This is a genomic window from Vibrio sp. F13, from assembly GCF_020806305.2.
Lineage (GTDB): Bacteria > Pseudomonadota > Gammaproteobacteria > Enterobacterales > Vibrionaceae > Vibrio > Vibrio crassostreae_C.
Genome location: NZ_CP170175.1, coordinates 3,232,836 through 3,251,786, shown reverse-complemented (window position 1 = coordinate 3,251,786; position 18,951 = coordinate 3,232,836). Strand labels below are relative to the sequence as shown.

The 18,951-nt window shown below is 43.6% G+C and carries 15 protein-coding genes and 1 riboswitch; of the genes, 9 read left to right on the top strand and 6 right to left on the bottom strand.

Going from position 1 to position 18,951, the window contains the following annotated elements; genetic code table 11:
* Positions 1–21: 21 nt before the first annotated feature.
* From pgl to LMH68_RS14870, 4 genes are all read right to left on the bottom strand, one after another.
* Positions 22–756: a 6-phosphogluconolactonase gene (gene pgl / locus LMH68_RS14885; protein WP_017066266.1), complete on the bottom strand. Its 735-nt coding sequence runs from the start codon at positions 754–756 to the stop codon at positions 22–24.
* Positions 753–2,255 carry a glucose-6-phosphate dehydrogenase gene (gene zwf, locus LMH68_RS14880; protein ID WP_017059714.1) on the bottom strand — a complete coding sequence of 501 codons (1,503 nt, stop codon included), beginning with the start codon at positions 2,253–2,255 and terminating at the stop codon, positions 753–755. The genes pgl and zwf overlap by 4 nt, the downstream gene beginning before the upstream one ends.
* Positions 2,256–2,665: 410 nt before the next feature.
* Complete coding sequence (locus LMH68_RS14875) at positions 2,666–3,361, bottom strand: response regulator (protein ID WP_017063807.1); 696 nt, start codon at positions 3,359–3,361, stop codon at positions 2,666–2,668.
* Positions 3,362–3,430: 69 nt separating this feature from the next.
* Positions 3,431–5,038 carry a sensor histidine kinase gene (locus LMH68_RS14870; RefSeq protein ID WP_229648237.1) on the bottom strand — a complete coding sequence of 536 codons (1,608 nt, stop codon included), beginning with the start codon at positions 5,036–5,038 and terminating at the stop codon, positions 3,431–3,433.
* Positions 5,039–5,701: 663 nt separating this feature from the next.
* On the opposite strand from LMH68_RS14870, the gene LMH68_RS14865 reads away from it, so the two are divergent.
* The 6 genes from LMH68_RS14865 (at position 5,702) to LMH68_RS14840 (ending at position 13,150) form a co-directional block, all read left to right on the top strand.
* The gene (locus LMH68_RS14865) at positions 5,702–5,929 is read left to right on the top strand and encodes a hypothetical protein (protein ID WP_009846577.1); all 228 of its coding nucleotides are present in this window, start codon (positions 5,702–5,704) and stop codon (positions 5,927–5,929) included.
* 215 nt (positions 5,930–6,144) lie between these two features.
* Positions 6,145–7,584 (top strand): TolC family protein, encoded by a 1,440-nt coding sequence (locus LMH68_RS14860; protein WP_017063805.1) that lies wholly within the window; start codon positions 6,145–6,147, stop codon positions 7,582–7,584.
* A 3-nt stretch (positions 7,585–7,587) separates the two neighbouring features.
* On the top strand, positions 7,588–8,562 hold the full coding sequence (locus LMH68_RS14855; protein WP_102333372.1) for an HlyD family secretion protein: 975 nt from the start codon (positions 7,588–7,590) through the stop codon (positions 8,560–8,562).
* Between the two features lie 7 nt (positions 8,563–8,569).
* The gene (locus LMH68_RS14850; protein WP_136974314.1) at positions 8,570–9,871 is read left to right on the top strand and encodes an ABC transporter permease; all 1,302 of its coding nucleotides are present in this window, start codon (positions 8,570–8,572) and stop codon (positions 9,869–9,871) included.
* Positions 9,868–11,040, top strand: coding sequence for an ABC transporter permease (locus LMH68_RS14845; RefSeq protein ID WP_102333374.1), 1,173 nt, complete (start codon positions 9,868–9,870; stop codon positions 11,038–11,040). Before LMH68_RS14850 ends, LMH68_RS14845 begins: the two co-directional genes overlap by 4 nt.
* Positions 11,041–11,608: 568 nt before the next feature.
* On the top strand, positions 11,609–13,150 hold the full coding sequence (locus LMH68_RS14840; protein WP_017063800.1) for an alanine/glycine:cation symporter family protein: 1,542 nt from the start codon (positions 11,609–11,611) through the stop codon (positions 13,148–13,150).
* A gap of 143 nt (positions 13,151–13,293) precedes the next feature.
* On the opposite strand, the gene LMH68_RS14835 is transcribed toward LMH68_RS14840, so the two are convergent.
* Both LMH68_RS14835 and LMH68_RS14830 read right to left on the bottom strand, forming a co-directional pair.
* Complete coding sequence (locus LMH68_RS14835) at positions 13,294–13,521, bottom strand: hypothetical protein (RefSeq protein ID WP_065584878.1); 228 nt, start codon at positions 13,519–13,521, stop codon at positions 13,294–13,296.
* A gap of 322 nt (positions 13,522–13,843) precedes the next feature.
* Positions 13,844–14,578, bottom strand: a complete 735-nt coding sequence (locus tag LMH68_RS14830) for a chromosome segregation ATPase (protein ID WP_017066271.1) — start codon at positions 14,576–14,578, stop codon at positions 13,844–13,846.
* Positions 14,579–15,187: 609 nt separating this feature from the next.
* Positions 15,188–15,307, top strand: a riboswitch (glycine riboswitch).
* 128 nt (positions 15,308–15,435) lie between these two features.
* On the opposite strand from LMH68_RS14830, the gene LMH68_RS14825 reads away from it, so the two are divergent.
* The 3 genes from LMH68_RS14825 (at position 15,436) to LMH68_RS14815 (ending at position 18,461) form a co-directional block, all read left to right on the top strand.
* Positions 15,436–16,806 carry an alanine/glycine:cation symporter family protein gene (locus tag LMH68_RS14825; RefSeq protein WP_229648234.1) on the top strand — a complete coding sequence of 457 codons (1,371 nt, stop codon included), beginning with the start codon at positions 15,436–15,438 and terminating at the stop codon, positions 16,804–16,806.
* A 384-nt stretch (positions 16,807–17,190) separates the two neighbouring features.
* Entirely contained in the window at positions 17,191–18,003 is an 813-nt protein-coding gene (locus LMH68_RS14820) for a winged helix-turn-helix domain-containing protein (RefSeq protein WP_017066273.1), read from the top strand.
* Positions 18,000–18,461 (top strand): hypothetical protein, encoded by a 462-nt coding sequence (locus tag LMH68_RS14815; protein WP_017059728.1) that lies wholly within the window; start codon positions 18,000–18,002, stop codon positions 18,459–18,461. Before LMH68_RS14820 ends, LMH68_RS14815 begins: the two co-directional genes overlap by 4 nt.
* The last annotated feature ends 490 nt before the right edge of the window (positions 18,462–18,951 follow it).

The following is an 18,951-nucleotide window of genomic DNA, read 5'->3' as shown; positions in this document are numbered from 1 at the left end:
TCTCCTTGCGGCTATTCGCACTTATGCGATAGCACTTGCTGCATTTGAATCTAGGAACCACTCTGTTTCGCCAGTTTTAGACTGGATTTTCGCTGCCGGGTAAGGCAGTTCTGAAGCAGGAGTTGTATGAATTTCTTTAACGATCTCAACTTTACCTGCACCCAGTACTAGGTAGCTGATTCGTTTTGCTGCTTCTAAAACTTTCGCTGTTTTAGAAACACGGATTTGACCAGACTCAGGGTGAGAAGCTAATACAGATAGGTTCTCATCTTGGTAGTTGGTTGCACCTGGGAATAGTGAAGCTGTGTGGCCGTCTGCGCCAACACCAAGCAGAATCCAATCGAATACAGGCGTGCCGTTTTCTGTTGGGATTACGTCTGCCATCTCTTTTGCGAAACGCTCTGCTTCTGCTTTTGGTTCATCTTCACCACGGATGCGGTGGATGTTTTCAGCAGGAAGGTTTACTTGAGTAAACTCTTTTAGTTTTGAAAATAAGAGCGCGTTTGCTTCACCGAAATTGCTTTCAGCGTCGTCTGGTACAACGCAACGTTCGTCGCCCCACCAGAAGTGAAGGTTATTCCATTGAATACCTTCCGCGTATGGCGCCTGTGCTAAAAGTTTGAAAAGCATTTTTGGCGTGCTGCCACCAGACAGTGAAATGTGAACAGGTTTGCCCTGCTCGCTGTATGCTTTCATTTCATTTGCTAGGTTTTCAACAACCAGTTCAGGCGTTGCAAAGATCTTGTGATTGATCATAGTTCGCAGTAATCCGTGTCTGTTAAGTTTTTGCATGGGAAACGCCATGCGCGGCCATCACGTTGCAGAAGTTCATCTGCTTCCTGTGGGCCCCAAGTACCACAAGCATAGCCAAACAGTGCTTGAGGATCTTGCTTGAAGTCTAAGATTGGTTGAACGTACTTCCAACATGCTTCTACCGCATCGGTACGTGCAAACAGAGTCGCATCACCGTTCAGTGCATCAAGAAGAAGACGCTCATAAGCCGTTAGCATCTGAGTTTCAGGCAAGTCAGAGTAAGAGAAGTTCATTTTCACTTCTTTTGCTTTGAAGCCTGCGCCTGGCTCTTTCAAACCAAAGCTCATCTGAATACCTTCATCCGGTTGGATGCGGATAATCAGCTTGTTCTCTGGTGCATCTTGACCAAATACTGGGTGTGGCGTGTTCTTAAAGTGAATCACGATTTCAGTCACACGTGTTGGTAAGCGTTTACCTGTACGTACGTAGAAAGGAACACCATTCCAACGCCAGTTATTGATGTGAGCTTTCAAGCCGATGTAAGTCTCGGTACGAGAATCATCCGCTACACCATGCTCTTCACGGTAACCTAGTAGGTGCTGACCACGAACATCTGATGCTGTGTACTGACCTAATACTAAGTCTTTACGCAGATCATCTTCTTCTAATGGTTTCAGACACTGAAGCACTTTAACCACTTCATCACGAATAGAATCAGCGTTAATTTGTGCAGGCGGCTCCATACCTACCATCGCTAGCACTTGCAGCAGGTGGTTTTGGAACATGTCGCGAACTGCGCCAGAACCGTCGTAGTATCCGCCACGCTCTTCAACGCCAAGGAACTCAGCACCTGTGATTTCAACGTATTCAATGAAGTTACGGTTCCACAGTGGTTCAAACATCGCGTTTGAGAAACGAAGCACTAGAAGGTTTTGAACCGTCTCTTTACCAAGGTAATGGTCGATACGGTAGATCTGGTGTTCTTGGAAGTGATGATGGATCTCTTCATCCAACGCTTGAGCTGATGCTAAGTCGTAACCAAATGGTTTTTCGATGATCAGACGACGCCAGCCGTTCGATTCATCGTTAAGGCCATGCGCAGCAAGGTTTGCTGGAATCACACCGTATAGGCTTGGCGGGGTTGCCAAGTAGAACAATGTGTTATGGTTTTCGAATTGGTAGTCTTGCTCAAGCTTGTCTAGACGTTGTGCTAAACGAGCATAGTCGTCTACATCTGAAGTGTTGATCGCTTGGTAATGCAGATGTTCAATAAATGCATTCAGCGTCTCAGGTTCAGTTTTTTCCATTTCCTGAAGAGACTTCTTCAGCTTCTCACGGTAAGACTCATCGCTGTACTCAGTACGGCTCACTCCAAGAATCGCAAAGGATTCTGGTAGTTGATTGCTAGCATACAGGTGGTATAGAGCAGGAATTAACTTGCGGTAAGTTAGATCTCCCGACGCACCAAAAATAACGATGCTGCTGTTTTCAGGTATTACCATCATCTTTCCTATAAAAACAAGGTTTTTAGTATTCGCCAAAGGTATCAGCGACATACGAAAATAGATAATAGGTCTTAACTATTACATCAATAGTAAGCACCTATTAAATTTGAGAATGCGTTTGGTAAACGAGGGTGAAAGCTATCACCTCTATTCGGGACAGTATTGTCTATGACTATTTGATTTACATCAACCACTGTGAAAGCAATCGATTAAATATTGACTCATTTCGAACAAATTCTAATCGATAGCTCCGTTCATTTGACCCACGGGAGATGCAAATCGGCATTCTCAAACAGTGTAGTCAAGAAAGAACGGTATCTGGTCGGTGGAGTAAGCAATAGGAAAGGGAGAAAAAGGTAAAACCAGCTTATTCAACTGGCTTTATATTTATTTTGATGGTGTCGTGTTTATCTTTGCGCTTTGTTGTAGCAGCGCTCCGGCCGCCCCACGGTACCGTAATTTAAGTCTGCGACTAACTCACCAGTGGTAATCAAAAATTCTAAATAGCGTCTAGCGGTGGTTCGGCTAGCACCAATTCGTTCTCCGGCTTCATCGGCGGTAATATTAACGGCATCAGCTTGTTGAAAAATGGCTCTGATCTTATCCAAGGTTACGCCATCAATGCCTTTGGGTAAGGTGGATACTTTTCCAGAGTCCGCTTTGGCATTGGCTTGCAGCATCTTATCAACCAAACCTTGATTCAAATCCGACACACTTTCAAACTCTTGCTGTTGAGATTGATACTTTTTCAGCGCCGCTTCCAAACGAGGAAACATGACTGGTTTCAATAGATAATCGACCACTCCACCGCGCATTGCCTGCTGCAGCGTATCCACATCTCGAGCAGCAGTAATCAAGATAACGTCGCAGCCTTGATTGCTCCCTCTTACGTGATTAAGAATATCGAGCCCACACCCGTCCGGTAGATACACATCCAATAACACCAAATCCGGTTTTAAGATGTCCAGTTGCATCAGCGCTTCAGACTGTGTGGTGGCAATACCGACCACGTCAAAGCCACCCATCTGTTCTAAATAACGATGGTGTAGCTCTGCAATCGCAATATCATCTTCAATGACCATGACTCTCGTGATTGCGTTCATTTATGTTCTTCCTTTAACCATGCTTTTTCCGTCACGATGATCTTCGCAAGATCGATTCGTGCTTAATTATTATTGTTCTTCTTTTGGCAGATAAACCGTCATTCGCGTGCCAAAATCGTGGTTGTCGACCATTTCAAGCTGCCCTTGATATCGGTCTGCCAGCTGCTTTATCAGATACAAACCCACACCACGATTTTGCTTCGCTTTGCTCGATACGCCTTTTTCGGTAAGTGCTTTGGTTGCCAACTCTTTCGGCAAACCGCACCCTTTGTCTTCTACTTCTACGATAATTTCATTACCAAAATCACTGATTGAAACTTCAATAACCCGACGCGCTGGTGCAATTTGACCCTCTTGCTTAATCGCCGTCATGGTGGCATCAAAGGCGTTATCAATCAGGTTGCCAAGGATTGTGACAACGTCATCCGCGTTTAACCAGCTAGGCAGAGCTTCAAGCCTTGAGCCTTCTTCAACTTTAAGCTCTAAACCAATTTCTCGCGCGCGCTCCGTTTTCCCAAGGAGCATACCTGCGATGAGCGGGTCTTTAACGGTTTCACGTAAAAACTCGATCAAGCTTTGATAGTGCGCGGTTTCTTGACCAATCAATTGCTGGACTGAATCCAGCTCGCCCATCTGAATCAAGCCACTGATGGTGTTGAGCTTGTTTTGATGCTCATGGGTTTGTGAACGCAGTAGATCTGCATATTCTTTGGTTTGTGAGAGCTGGTCTGTTAAATCGTTAATTTCATCTCGTAATCGGAAACTCGATACCGCTCCGACCACTTCACCTGCCACTATAATGGGGCTACGGTTGGCAATAATTCGCTTATTGTTTAAATACAACTCAACATCGTGGTCGGTGTCGCCGGTTGATAGCAGTTGTTCTAAATCACTGCCTAGCAATACATCAGAAAGGCGCTGTTGATTGAGTGCTTTATCCCTGTCTATCGATAAAATATCGCAGGCACTTTTATTAATTGAACGTAAAATGCCGTGCTTATCGATGCTCAGAATGCCCTCTTTCACGGTACTCATGGTTACATCTAGCTCAACATACAGTCGGCCTATCTCTTCAGGCTCAAAGCCTAAAATAGCGCGCTGAAAACGACGAGATACATAACTCGAAATCAAAGCGTTTACCGCAACCACCAGCAACGCCATCACAATCAAAAAGGCTAAGTAAGGTTCGATTCGATCTTGCAAAGAATCCAATAAGTAACCAACTGACACCACGCCAATAACGGTACCTTGGGGGTCTTTTACCGCGGATTTACCACGAACTGAAAAACCCAGCGATCCTTTGGCTGTCGACACATAAGACTCGCCCAATACCAATGCTTTTTGGTTATCGCCACCACGCATGGGTTTACCGAGCCTGTCATCATAAGGGTGAATCAGGCGGATACCTTTATCATCTCCCACAACGATAAACGCCGCGCCAATGAGCTGAGTAAGGTTACGAAATTTAACTTGGGTTTCTTCAGACAGAACGTAGGGAACGCCAATAGGGTCCAACGTCCCATTTTCTTGAATAATACTGGTGACAAGCGGCGATTCAGATAGAAATTCAGCAACACCTAACGCTTTCAAACCCATCTCTTGTTCTTGAGATTGTTTGATGTAATAAAAACCAGCCGCTGCAAGAATCAAAAGTTCAACGAGGCCAGTGACCGTCATGATAATCAGTAACCTTTTACGGAAACTGATACTGCTCCATTTCATATTCCACCGTCCCTAGTGTTAGACGATCAATGTTAACACCAAGTTAATCGCATGACCTTTCTAGGGACGTGAATTTGTGACTGCTACTCAACTAAATAATTGAGCAGATTGTTAATTGATAATCCTTTACGTTGTTCATCTCGATTAATCGTTCATTTTTAGGACTGATTAGCTTAAAAACCAAAATAAACGAATAAATATTGAGCTAGATCACTAAGCTTTTAGGTGTTTTTTAGGTTGTTTAAAATAAATACAATTATAATGGTTGCATATGAAGAAGTTTATTGTTGCTAAGCCATAGGTCATGATTTTCAGACCGCGCTTTGAATCGAAACTTCGATTAACAAAATAGCAACAACCCTTCACTCGCTGGACGTATCTATAACTAAAAATTGCACGCTCGCCGCTACGGTTGCTGAACAAACAGGTTATCTATCTAACCTCATTCACACATCCTTATTTACACTACTGGCCAGCATGACAATCAAGAGGCGCCTGATCAAATCAGCGCCCAATAATAAAACATTGATGAGCAGGAAGTATCGATCAGTGGCAACGTCCAATAGAAACAGGATAACAAACATAACGTATAAACATTGTTGAAAAGGAAACAAGGCAATGAAACGCGATAACTTTGGAATTTGTCTTACTAAGACTATGCTGTTCAAACACTTACAATCGACTTTTACTCACGTAAGAGCCTATGAGAAAGATGGCACCTCCCCTCTCGATCTCAAGGTATTGTTAGCATTCCCGCAAATGTCAGGTAGAGATTTATTACAAACAATGCAAGGTTCAAGACAATTGGTATGGCGCGCCGATCACCATTGTCCTAGCTTTAAATAAGCCACTTCATTTTGTAAAAACACTTCTATACTGAACTTAAAGAGCATGCTTATGCGTGCTTTTTAAGTTTCATTTATCTTTGATATTCACGTCACTCAATCTTATTTACACTTGATTAACGAGTTATGAGAATTTCTATTCATATGAGACAATCTATTCAAGACAAATGACTATCGCCCTGTTAACATTAGAGTTAATACTCTAATTGGTATTTAATGCAGATGACCAAACCAAAATTCCGATACCTTGCGATCGCCAGTATGCTTCTCGGCACTATGGCTTCGCCAGGCTATGCAGCTCCGCTCACTTTTTCTGAAGCGTGGCAAATTCTCCAAGAGAACAACAACTCTCTTGCGGCTCAACAAGCCAACGTTGAACGTTATCAACACCTTCAGAACTCAACAAGTAGCCTCAATCTTCCTTCTATTACCTTAGGGGCTAACTACACGCACCTTGATAGTGATGTGACGATTAATGGTGAACAGTTTTCAGATAGCTTGAGTGGAGTAAACCCTGCTATATCCGCGATTTTGCGCCCTCTAGTTGGTGGCGTTACCTCAACGATTACCGAACAAGACATCTTTAGCTCTTCCATTCGTGCTGTGTGGCCTATCTTCACTGGTGGTCGAATAACCGCTGCGCAAAATGCGGCTGAAGGTAAAAGCGAAGAAGCGCAAAGCCAACTGTTGATGGAGAAACAAGCTCGCTACGAAGACTTAAGTAAGTATTACTTCTCGGTGATCTTAGCGGAAGACGTGGTGAGAACGCGTCAAGCCGTTGAAGCAGGCTTAACTCAGCATCGTGATTTCGCCATCAAGCTTGAACAGCAAGGACAAATCGCCCGAGTAGAACGCCTACAAGCCGATGCTTCTTTAGATAAAGCGATTGTAGAGCGCACGAAAGCTCAGAACGATCTTAAAATTGCGCAATTGGCGTTGACCCAAATCCTTGGTCAAAATGAAAGTGTAGAACCCTCTGAACAACTGTTTATCAATAAGAACCTGCCTCATATGGACGTGTTCATTGACCAGACACTCATGACCTACCCCGGCCTTAAGATTCTTGATGCAAAAGAGAAACAAGCAAGCAGCTTAATTAAAGCCGAGAAAGGTAAATACTACCCAGAGGTTTACCTTTATGGTGATTACAGCCTGTATGAAGATGACTCTCTAGCCAGTGAAATGAAACCCGATTGGTTGGTTGGCATTGGTGTGAATGTGCCACTGCTTGATACCTCTGGCCGTTCCGACAAAGTCGCTGCGGCTCACAGTGCCGTATCACAGGTTCAATTCCTTAAGTCACAAGCTAAGCAAGACTTAACCGTGTTGGTACAAAAGACTTACCTTGAAGCAAACCAAGCGATTGAAGAGGTTCAAGGCCTAAACTCGAGCTTGTCTTTAGCTCAGGAAAACCTATTACTTCGTAAAAAAGCCTTCACACAAGGGTTATCTAACTCATTAGAAGTGGTTGATGCCGAGCTTTATCTTGCGAGCATTAAAACCCAGCAATCTGCTGCTCGCTTCAAATACCTAATCTCTCTCAACAAGCTGTTAGCGCTAACCAGCGAAATGAATGCTTACTCCAGTTACTTAACCTCCTCTGTTCCGTCTGATTTCGACTCAAAAACAGACACCGTTAGCCAGTCAAAAGGATAATTCATGAAACCTATTAAGCCCCTTCTTCTATCTTTAGTTGGTATCGGCGTTATTGGCTGGGTCGGATACAGTTTCTATCAAGCTTATCAACCTCAGCCGGTTAAGCTTCAAGGTCAAATCGATGCGCAGCAATACAGCATCTCATCGAAAGTACCTGGCAGAATTGATGAAATATTCGTGCGCAAAGGCGATTCGGTTGAAAAAGGCGAATTGATCTTCTCTCTACTAAGCCCTGAGATTGATGCGAAGCTAGAGCAAGCAAAAGCTGGTCAGAAAGCCGCTGGTGCATTAGCACAAGAAGCAGAGAATGGCGCGCGTACTCAACAGATCCAAGCGGCTAAAGACCAATGGTTGAAAGCCAAAGCAGCTGCCGATCTGATGGACAAAACCTACCAACGTGTAAACAACCTTTACAACGATGGTGTGGTTGCCGAGCAGAAGCGTGATGAAGCCAAAACACAGTGGCAAGCGGCGAAGTACACCGAAAGCGCTGCATTCCAAATGTATCAATTAGCGCAAGAAGGTGCGCGTGACGAAACCAAAGTGGCCGCCACTCAAAAAGCGTTAATGGCAGCGGGTGCGGTAGCGGAAGTTGAAGCTTACGCAAAAGACACACAGATCCACAGCTGGTTTAATGGCGAAGTCTCTCAGGTTCTATTGAGCAGTGGAGAACTTGCACCACAAGGCTTCCCTGTTGTGACTGTTATCGACACCAAGGATGCTTGGGCTGTGCTCAATGTTCGTGAAGACATGCTTAAGCATTTCGAGAAAGGCAGCCAGTTTGAGGCGTACCTACCGGCTCTGGATAAATCATTAACTTTCCAAGTAACTCACATCGCCGTAATGGGTGATTTCGCAACTTGGCGCTCAACAGACGCAGCACAAGGCTTCGATTTACGTACTTTTGAAGTAGAAGCGCACCCTGTCGATACGAGCGAAACACTGCGTATGGGCATGAGCCTAGTGGTTGAGCTTTAGGTGACTTATGTCTGCTAACTCTCAATATACTGGATCGCAATCTAGAGGCTCGCAATCAACTGAGCATCATAGAGCGAAGAATACCTTGCTTCGGCAGTGGGCGATTGTCCGCAAAGACAAATGGTTGTTGTCTTGCCTAACTTGGATTCCTTTGCTGCTTGCTGCCAGTATCTGGCTGATTTTTTCACAAGGGATCGCTCGTGACTTACCGGTCGCAGTTGTCGACCTTGAGCACAGTCAAATCTCGCAACAGTTCACACGCCTTGTTGATGCGTCACCAACGCTGCAAGTCACTCAGAAATACAGCTCTGCGAGTGATGCGGCGAAAGCGATGATCGAACGTGATATCTATGGTTATGTTGTGATACCAAGGCACTTCGACCGAGACCTTCTGCTCGGCTTGAATCCGCAAGTGTCTGTATTCTATAACAGCCAATTTATCTTGATAGGTAAGCTAGTGAATTCGGCGTTGTTGCAGGCTCAGGGGACTTTTAACGCGCAACTTGAGGTCGTTAAGCAGTTATCACACGGTGATACCACGGTGCAATCCGCATTAGGCCAAGCAGTAACAGTGCAAAGCCAGATCACGCCATTGTTCAACAAGAACACCAGTTATGCTCAGTTCTTGGTGTCTGCGGTTATTCCAGCGCTATGGCAGATCATGATTGTGGTGGGCACGATATTGGTTTTGACGGCGAACGTTAGAGCACGTGGGCTTCACGCTTGGTTATCCAACGCCCCGATGAAGTCACTCGCATCAACATTAACGCCCTACCTTGTCTTGTTTTTGATGTTTGGTATCGCGTTTAGTTTTTGGTTCTATGTGCTCTTAGACTGGCCATTTAACGGCAGCTTTGTGGCATTGACTATTGCCCAACTGCTAACCGTGATCAGTTGTATCATTATGGGTTGTTTGTTTTTCTTCTTAACACTTGATCCAGCAAGGGCGATGAGTTTCGCTGGCGCATTTACGGCACCAAGCTTTGCGTTCATGGGTATTACCTTTCCAGTAACAGACATGAACACAGCTGCTCAAATTTGGAGAAGCTTATTGCCCGTGAGTCATTACATCGAAGTACAAACGGCGCAGTCTAGTTATGGTGTGAGCGCAGCACAGTCTTTGATCAGCCTCTCTTCTATGTTGTGGTACGCGGTTCCTGCTTTGGTGGTAATGTTGCTAATTAAGAAACACTTGGCGCAATCAACTCTAACTGCACAAGCAGATCCATCTACAAAAGCAGCTATATCTGCAAAAACAACGCCGTCAACACAGCCAGAAGCATCAGCACAACAAGGAGTAAAACGATGAGCTTTACTCAACTGCTCAAGCAAGAACTCTTAGCGGTATTGCGCAACCCTGTCGTGCTTCTTACGGTATTTGGTGGTGTGGTCTTCTATTCCTTCTTGTATCCATTGCCTTACGCTAATCAAGTCCCTCAACAACTGAAAGCTTCGGTTGTGAACTTGGATAAGAGTCAAAGCAGCTATCAATTAGAGCGTATGGTGGATGCCACCTCTCAGATCGAATTGGTCCGTCGAGACTCCACCATCGCCGATGCGAAACAAGCCGTACTTAACCAAGAGATTGGTGGGTTCCTCGTCATTCCAGAAAACTTCTATAAAGACTTGCTGCTCGGTAAGAGCCCGACACTTTCTTACGCTGGTGATGCTTCTTACTTCTTGGTCTACGGAACCATTGTTGAAGGGCTTGCCAAGGCCGGTGGTACGTTAGCTGCGCAAGTTAAGGTCAGCCATTTGTTAGTCGAAGGTGTGCCTTTAGAATCGGCAGCCAAAGGTTACAGTGCATTCAGCTTGAACCTGAAACCAACGTTTAATAGTCACATGGGATACATCGATTACGTGGTTCCAGCCGTCTTTGTTTTGATCCTGCAACAAACCTTAGCCATGGCTTCTGGTTTAGTGGGTGCAACCCAAAACGCTCAATCGACATTTGGCTACTGGAGTAAGACCTCTCCAGCGAAACTGATGCTTGCTCGCTGTTGTACCTTAGTCGGCATTTATTACTTGTTGTCGATGTACTATTTCGGCGCTAGCTTTTCGATGTATGGGATAAACCAGCTCGCCTCAACAACACAGATCTTAACCTTACTTCTGCCCTTCTTACTGGCCAGTTGTTTGATAGGGATTTTGATTGGTGAGTTAGTACCACGAAGAGAACTCGTCACGGTAGTAGTGTTAATCAGTTCAATGCCACTGATCTTCTCTTCAGGTTTTATCTGGCCAGTTGAAATGATGCCTGAATGGTTAGTTCTGTTATCACAGCTATTCCCAAGCACACCGGCTATCCAAGGCTTCTTAGCACTTAATCAGATGGGTGCATCTTGGCAAGAAGTGGCGTCTCAATGGACATTACTATGGGGACAGGTTTTATTGTGGGGTTCGTTATTGGCACTTAAGCTCTACCACAAATCCAGCAAAAGCACAGTTGGCAATAGCAATAGTCATCGAACCGTTTAGTTTTATGTGCTAGCGGAAAGTATTCATGCTTCCCGCTCATCAAAAAGCTCTGATAAAGGGCTTTTAACATCCTCAGATCCGAACACACCTTTAGCCTTCGTATGTTTAAACACCTCGAAAACATATCGAATACTCGAACTCTCCTACGTTCCCTCTATGTCCCCCCTATGCCCCTACAGCCCATCACTCTGAATTCTCCTTCACCCGTCCCTAAAACAACTACTGCATATACTTTTCTCAGCCTACAAAGCACCGACTTATTCCCAAATGATGACAAAACCCGAACAATTGTAAATTTATTGTGAAAATTTCTTTGTTGGCATTATTTTTATGTATAGGATTATCAGTAGGACTTGGTAGCCCGAATACCATAGTCTTATTGGTGCACATACCAAAAGGATATCCATACAAAGCAAGATCAGTACTTATATTTATTTCGTTTTTCGACCTAGCTACAGCCGTTTATGTTGCCGTCGAATGAAGTAGATAAACCACTGAGATATACAAATCAAATAGAAAACAAACACAACAGCAACAAACATAATTTATTAAAAAGACAGGGAAAACCATGAAAAACATACGTGAATTATTTTTTGGGTTTATATTATTGTTTAGTTCCAGTGCATTTGCAGAAGAAGGATCATTTAACCAAGCTATCAGCAACTTAAGTCAAAGTGTTGATGGGTTTTTCAACGACTACACAGGATGGTTCGTTGGACTCATATTTAAAAGTGTACCGGTTGGCGAAGCCAACTTCCCTATTATTGTTGGCTGGTTATTACTCGCTGCGTTGATCTTTACTGTTTACTTTGGCTTCGTTCAATTTAAGCGAGTCGGTATGGCTGTAGATATCATTAGAGGCAAGTACACAGACCCTAACTCAATAGAAGACGGCGAAGTTTCCCATTTTCAAGCTTTAGCTACTGCCCTTTCTGGAACCGTCGGGCTTGGTAACATTGCCGGTGTGGGTGCTGCACTTGCGATTGGTGGCCCTGGCGCGACATTCTGGATGATCTTGTGTGGCCTTCTGGGTATGGCTTCTAAGTTCTGTGAGTGTACCTTAGGTGTGAAATACCGAACTATCCTACCTTCAGGTGTTGTTTCGGGTGGTCCAATGTACTACCTAAGCCAAGGTTTGGGTGAAAGAGGTTTAGGCGGACTAGGTAAAGTGCTCGCTATTGGTTTCGCATTAATGTGTATTTTGGGCGCATTGGGCGGCGGTAACATGTTCCAAGCTAACCAAGCACACGCCATGTTAACTTACGCATTTGATGTACCAAGTGAATACGGTGTGATCACTGGCCTTGTACTTGCTTCTTTAGTTTTCTCTGTGATTGTTGGTGGTATGCCTTCTATCGCATCGGTAACGGAAAAAGTTGTTCCTTGGATGGCTGCTCTGTATATCGGTATGGCTCTGATTGTTATCGGTTCTAACCTTGATCAAGTTGGCCCTGCGTTCAGCGCAATCTTTACAGGTGCATTTACTGGTGAAGGTGTTGTTGGTGGATTTATTGGTGCGCTAATTCAAGGCTTGAAACGTGCAACATTCTCGAACGAAGCAGGTGTAGGTTCAGCAGCTATCGCTCACTCAGCGGTTAAAACAAAAGAACCAATCACCGAAGGTCTAGTATCACTATTAGAACCGTTCGTTGATACGGTAATCATTTGTACAATGACCGCATTGGTTATCACTATCGCTGGTTTAAACGTAGGTCCATTCGATGGCTCTGGTTTAACGGGTGTAACGCTGACTGCTGCATCGTTTACTGAAACGGCAGAAGTATTCAAATACACACTCGCTCTCGCAGTAATCATGTTTGCGTTTTCTACCATGATCTCTTGGTCGTACTACGGTCTTAAAGCTTGGACTTACCTATTTGGTGAAGGCAAAACAACGGAGCTGATTTTCAAAGTGATGTTCTGTGTGTTTGTTGTTATTGGTGCCACGATTCAATTTGGTGCGGTAATCGACTTCTCTGATGCGGCTATCTTTGCGATGTCTATCTTCAACATTCTTGGTCTGTACTTCTTGATGCCAGTTGTGAAGAAAGAACTGCAATCGTTTGTTGCTCGTGTGAAATCAGGCGAAATCAAAACGTATGAGAAATAACGTTTAGTGGAATGAGGTTTTGCTCTAGTAGCTAACTGCATTCTAAGAAACGACACAGCTCTAAAAACGAAACTGTTCTAAAAATTTTTGTAAGACCCTTTGCTTGAGAAAGCGAGAACAAGACTGCAACTTATCCAAAATCCCTACCAGCTTGGCTTGTGGGGATTTTTTATGTCTGAACGATTAGGCGAATAACTACCTTCAATGCCCTGCTCACTCTTTTCACCCTTTTCACTCTGTTCATCATCGTGTTCAACATCGACACGACGAACCAACTCTTCTACTTTGATCATCTCTTTTTGCGCTAATGGCGAGCGACAATCATCGAAACAATAAGCTATGGTGCAGTTCTCACAAAGATACTCTGGCATCACTCCATCCCTTTTCGTCAAAGCAGCCAAATGCGAGCTAGCAATCGACTGCGTGTTCATCCTGAACAACACTATTATGCAGCGACTCTGAGCTGAAAATATGTATGCAAAGTCATTTAATAGACAACAAGTAACATATCATTGTGGATATACGTAACTATTCACAAATATCTAAGCAAACAATGAAAACACGCAAATAATCAATAATGAGAAAGCACCGGATCTATGCTCTCGACAAACGCAAAACGCCCACATCACGTGTGTGATGTGGGCGTTTCAATATTTAGTGCAAAACTAACGTTAGGTTGGTAAAGCCTTCGGCTTATAGACCCATCTCTTCAGTGAGAGTTTTGATCTGTTTGAGGTCCATGGTGTGGACTTCAATCATTTGTCTTATATCACTCAGTCGAGAGTTAGCGTTATCTTGCTTCTCACACGCGTCAGATTTCGCATCCCATGATGTGCCATCTAAGTAAACATCACACGCTTTCTTAAGAGAACCAAGATTCTGCTCGAGTTGATCTCTTTCTTTCTCAAGTTTTTCAAGTTCTTGAGAAATCTGTAATTCTTTTCGGAAAACTTCACGCGCACGCTCAAACAAAGTCGATTGCATGTCAGCCTGACGATTAAGTTTCTGGTTGTCTTGCTGAGTTTGCTCTAACGTTTGCTTCTGTTCGTTTAGCTGCTGCTCTAACGAGTAGTTCGCTTTCTCTAAAACCGAAGACTGCTTCGCTAGGTCTTGGAGCTCTTTTTGATGTTCTTCTGTTTGTTTTACTAGAGCGGCTTCTACTTTTGCATCGATTTCGGTATCGACTTTTGCCACTTTAGTTTCAACGGATGTCATCAACTGTGTTTTGCTGTCATGCAGTTCTTGATAACGAGTTTCGAGTACCTGATAAGTGGACTCCCACTTCGAAGCCGTGATTGTAGAACCGATCAAGCCACCTAACGCCAAACCTATAACCGCAGCAATGCCGATATAAAGCTGACTGCGCTTATCGCGTTCTTCAATAACAACCACTTCATCTTGTTCGCTTTGTCCAGATTGCTGGTTCACTAGCGGGTACTCCCAAAAATTTATTTAACGTTACGCGGTCACTGACACGAATGCCAATACTGATTGTGAAGGCTCAGTTAAACCTATCGCTCAAGCCAGAAGCACTTAAGCTTTACTAACACATTCATCCCACCTGTTTACAGGCAGGCTTAACGAGTTAACTCCGAAATCATCAAGCTGGCAGTATACAAAAGGAAACTGCTAACGATAACTATCACTACCCATTTTTGCAGTTTTTCGTTTGTCCGGTAACGAAATAGTACAAATGCCAAAGCCAATAAAAAAACAATCGCTATTAGTCGAGTCATAACTCCTCCTTGTTTCTCTATTTTATACCATTTAAATAAGCAAGTTACGTCAGAGACTCGTTGTTTGATCATTTAGTTGAACAACATTTGTGCAAACAGATATTTTGTAGCTGACATCACATTTTATATGATCTAGGATACGCCTACAGATTACCTAATTATTTAGGTAATTGTTCCGATGAAGACTGCAGGAGAGTGGTTTTTAACTAAACATTAACATTTAGTTAGATTGACCCGCCGAAGAAGTAAATCTTTCAGGTGCTTTATGCTGGAGAAATCCAGAAAAGTGAGGACTGTCGTTGGAGGAACCTCTGGAGAGAACCGTTAGATCGGTCGCCGAAGGAGCAAGCTTAGTGCCCGTTACTTATCTATAAGTGATTCGCTAAGTGAAACTCTCAGGCAAAAGGACAGAGGAGTGGAAAGCAACAGCCTTAATTAACACAAGAATTCTATCTAGAAATCCGTATGTATTAAGTAGTGCCCCCGATCCCTGAGATCTGCACTGCCTTCCCTCTTCTCCTTAAATTTTTAATTTATTAAGGGGAATCTATGAACCACCTACAAGCTACACTACAAACCATTAACCAATTCGTTTGGGGACCACCACTGCTTATTCTGCTAGTGGGTACAGGTATCTACTTTACTTTTCGCTTAGGCTTACTCCAGTTTAGACACCTCCCAACTGCACTGAAAATGGTGTTCAGCAAAGACAAATCTGGTACGGGTGACGTATCGAGTTTCGCGGCTTTGTGTACTGCACTTTCAGCAACCATTGGTACAGGTAACATCGTTGGTGTAGCGACCGCAATCAAGATTGGTGGCCCTGGTGCCCTATTCTGGATGTGGCTTGCCGCTGTATTTGGTATGGCGACCAAGTACGCAGAATGTCTACTCGCCGTTAAATACCGCAGAACCGATAGCAATGGCGAAATGGTTGGCGGCCCAATGTACTACCTGCAATACGGTGTCGGCTCACGAATCTTAGCGGTAATGTTCGCTGTCTTCGCGCTCGGCGTTGCTTGCTTCGGTATCGGTACCTTCCCACAAGTCAACGCTATCTTGGACGCAACTCAAATCTCATTTGGCGCTTCGCGTGAGATGTCTGCTGTCGTTCTTACGATATTAGTGGCAGTGGTTACCCTTGGTGGTATCCAATCTATCGCTAAAGTGGCAGGGAAAGTTGTTCCTACTATGGCGGTTATGTACGTCGTCGCGTGTTTAAGCGTTCTGATTTCAAATGCCGACCAACTACTGAATGCCATTACCCTTGTTGTGACTTCTGCGTTTACCAACACAGCAGCAACCGGTGGTTTCTTTGGCGCGAGCATCATGCTTGCTATCCAATCAGGTATCGCTCGTGGTGTGTTCTCGAACGAATCTGGCCTAGGTAGCGCACCAATGGCTGCAGCAGCGGCTAAAACAGACTCATGTGTGAAACAAGGACTTGTCTCTATGACAGGTACCTTCTTCGACACCATCATCATCTGTACGATGACAGGTTTGGCGCTTATCTTAACGGGTGCTTGGCAGACTGATCTTTCAGGCGCTGCGATGACCACTCACGCATTCGCTGTTGGTCTGAATGCAGATACCCTTGGCCCTATGTTGGTTTCTGTTGGCTTAATCTTCTTTGCGTTTACAACAATTTTAGGTTGGAACTACTACGGTGAGCGCTGTGTTGTGTTCTTGCTAGGTACCAAAGCTGTATTGCCTTACAAGATCATCTTCATTGCGTTGGTGGCTTCTGGTGCATTCTTAAAGCTCGACATGATCTGGATAATGGCTGATATCGTGAACGGCCTAATGGCAATTCCGAACCTAATCGGGCTTATCTTGCTGCGCCACGTTGTTATCGAAGAAACCAAGCTATTCTTCAAACCGTTAACTTCTTCAAAAGATTGTAAAGCAGTTAAAGCGTAACCTGAAGTGATTGAATACCAAGCCCGCACTCAACTGCGGGCTTTTTTATTTTCATCACATAGCGAAACGTCTTAAATTATTATGCAGAACATATGCCCTTATAAATAACAAGAATATTAAATCGACTACTATGCGATTTAATAAAGCGAATAGTAGACTACTAAAAAGGACACTAATAAAACCAACACTTAATTAGATATTACTTATATTTAACAGATTGTGCGTTGGTGTCAGGCGTTTTGTAACAAACATATTAAATTTCTTTTCGTTTCAACGACACAAAAAACCAGAAGAATAAAACATGTGACTTTAATTCATATATTAGTCAGTTTATAGTCATCTACATTGTAGAGAGAATTATAATAAAAATAAAACGTTGGCTATATGATCAGATTCGACCCGATTAAAAACCGTATTTATAACGATGAACGTTCTATTAAAGTAGGATACCGTGAAACTCGGGTCCTGGAGTTATTACATAAAAACTCACCCGATATTGTTAACAAACAAGATATTATTAGCTTCGCTTGGGGAAACGAGTTCATAGGGGATACGTCACTAGCGAAAAGTATAAGTTTACTGCGCCAAGGGTTCGTTAGATTAGGCATCAAAGAAACCCCAATCGTCACCGTTCCTAAGGTGGGCTATCGCCTTATCGATGAGTGCGTGGTAATCGACTCCCCCATCAATAATGCAGCCACAACTCCCCTTGCTGATGCGAGCAACCTGATACCCGTCGGCAATAACGGTATTGCTATCGGTGCAGCTGTTGCAGTCGAACCTAAGCCTAACCCTAAACAAAGTTCGTCGGCTTACTTTCCCACTGCTGAAAACCGAAACAAGTTGTGCTACTTCACCACTGGCTGCTTACTGTTGGCATCAGCGTTATTGGCTTTTGCTAAGGTTAATGAGAGAAACCTCAGCGATATCAACCCCGTTAACCGGCTCAGCGAGCAATGGATAGGTCAAATACAAGTTTTCCAAGCCCCTGAAATGGCGATGACGCCAGAGCTAGAAAGCATTCTCTATCAGTATCAATGTGATTGCGTGGCGTACATTAGCGAAGAAGCGGAATATTCTGAGCTCTCTATTCTGAACAAAGCCACACGCCAGTCCGTCAACATCTTTTACACGCCAACCCAACTAGATCAAGCCAGTACCGAACTGGCCCTATTCCTAGAAAGAGGTCAATTATGATGCCAATCGTTGCGCTCATTTCTGCATTCGTTTTATTGGTTGGCATATGGAGTATCCCTTCGCCCCAACCAAAAGAAGAGCATCGCTACCAACATAGCGTGGTGGACCTGATAGTGAATGACAATGTATTACGTACCGACGGATTAACGAAAATAAGTAACAACAAGGTGCTGCACCTGATGTCCGTTCAAGACGACAACATGCCCGACCCACTTGTTCTGCGATTCAGAGGAACAGCCCGTCCTTCTCAATCACTTTTCTTTTCTATTTCTGGCACCATTGACTTAGTCTCTGTGCAAAAAATAAATAAAACAATGAATGACAGCCGATTGGCGCCTTACCTGTTAATCAACAATGACCCATTAACGGTAAAGATTGATATCTTAAGTTCGAATGATTTATTTGCCATCATTAAAACGTGTAATACAGGCCGAACGCAACTTCTGGCCAAACGATAATTAGAGATAGTTTAACCACTAGCAAAAAGTGCCCTATTATCAAGTAGCAAGCTTTTCCGATATTACACATAAAAAACGGATGGTTATTTTCATTATTTTATTAGTAATACAATTATTACAGTCTTCCTTACTTTAAGTGTTTGCATTTTAAAACCGATAGCAAAGCAAAATATTCAAGTTAGATTTTTACTCTTTGTCACTCACTACCTGCCCACCTTAAAACTACGAGTATTGTGAATGGTTATACCTGTTCTTCTAATTAACCATTCATACAAACGCCAAAAATAACGTCAAATAATTTTGACGTCTAAGCCCGAATAATGGGCCTTCATTTTTCTAAAAACGGTTTGAGCCCCATCAAACAATTTACGTTCAGTTGCATGCTCTTTCACCGTAAAAACACTAATGACAATACAAGCCATTGAATTAACTGGGTAATTTAATTCAACCCTTTTCAGTATCTATCTATTTATCAACATGAAAAAGTGAA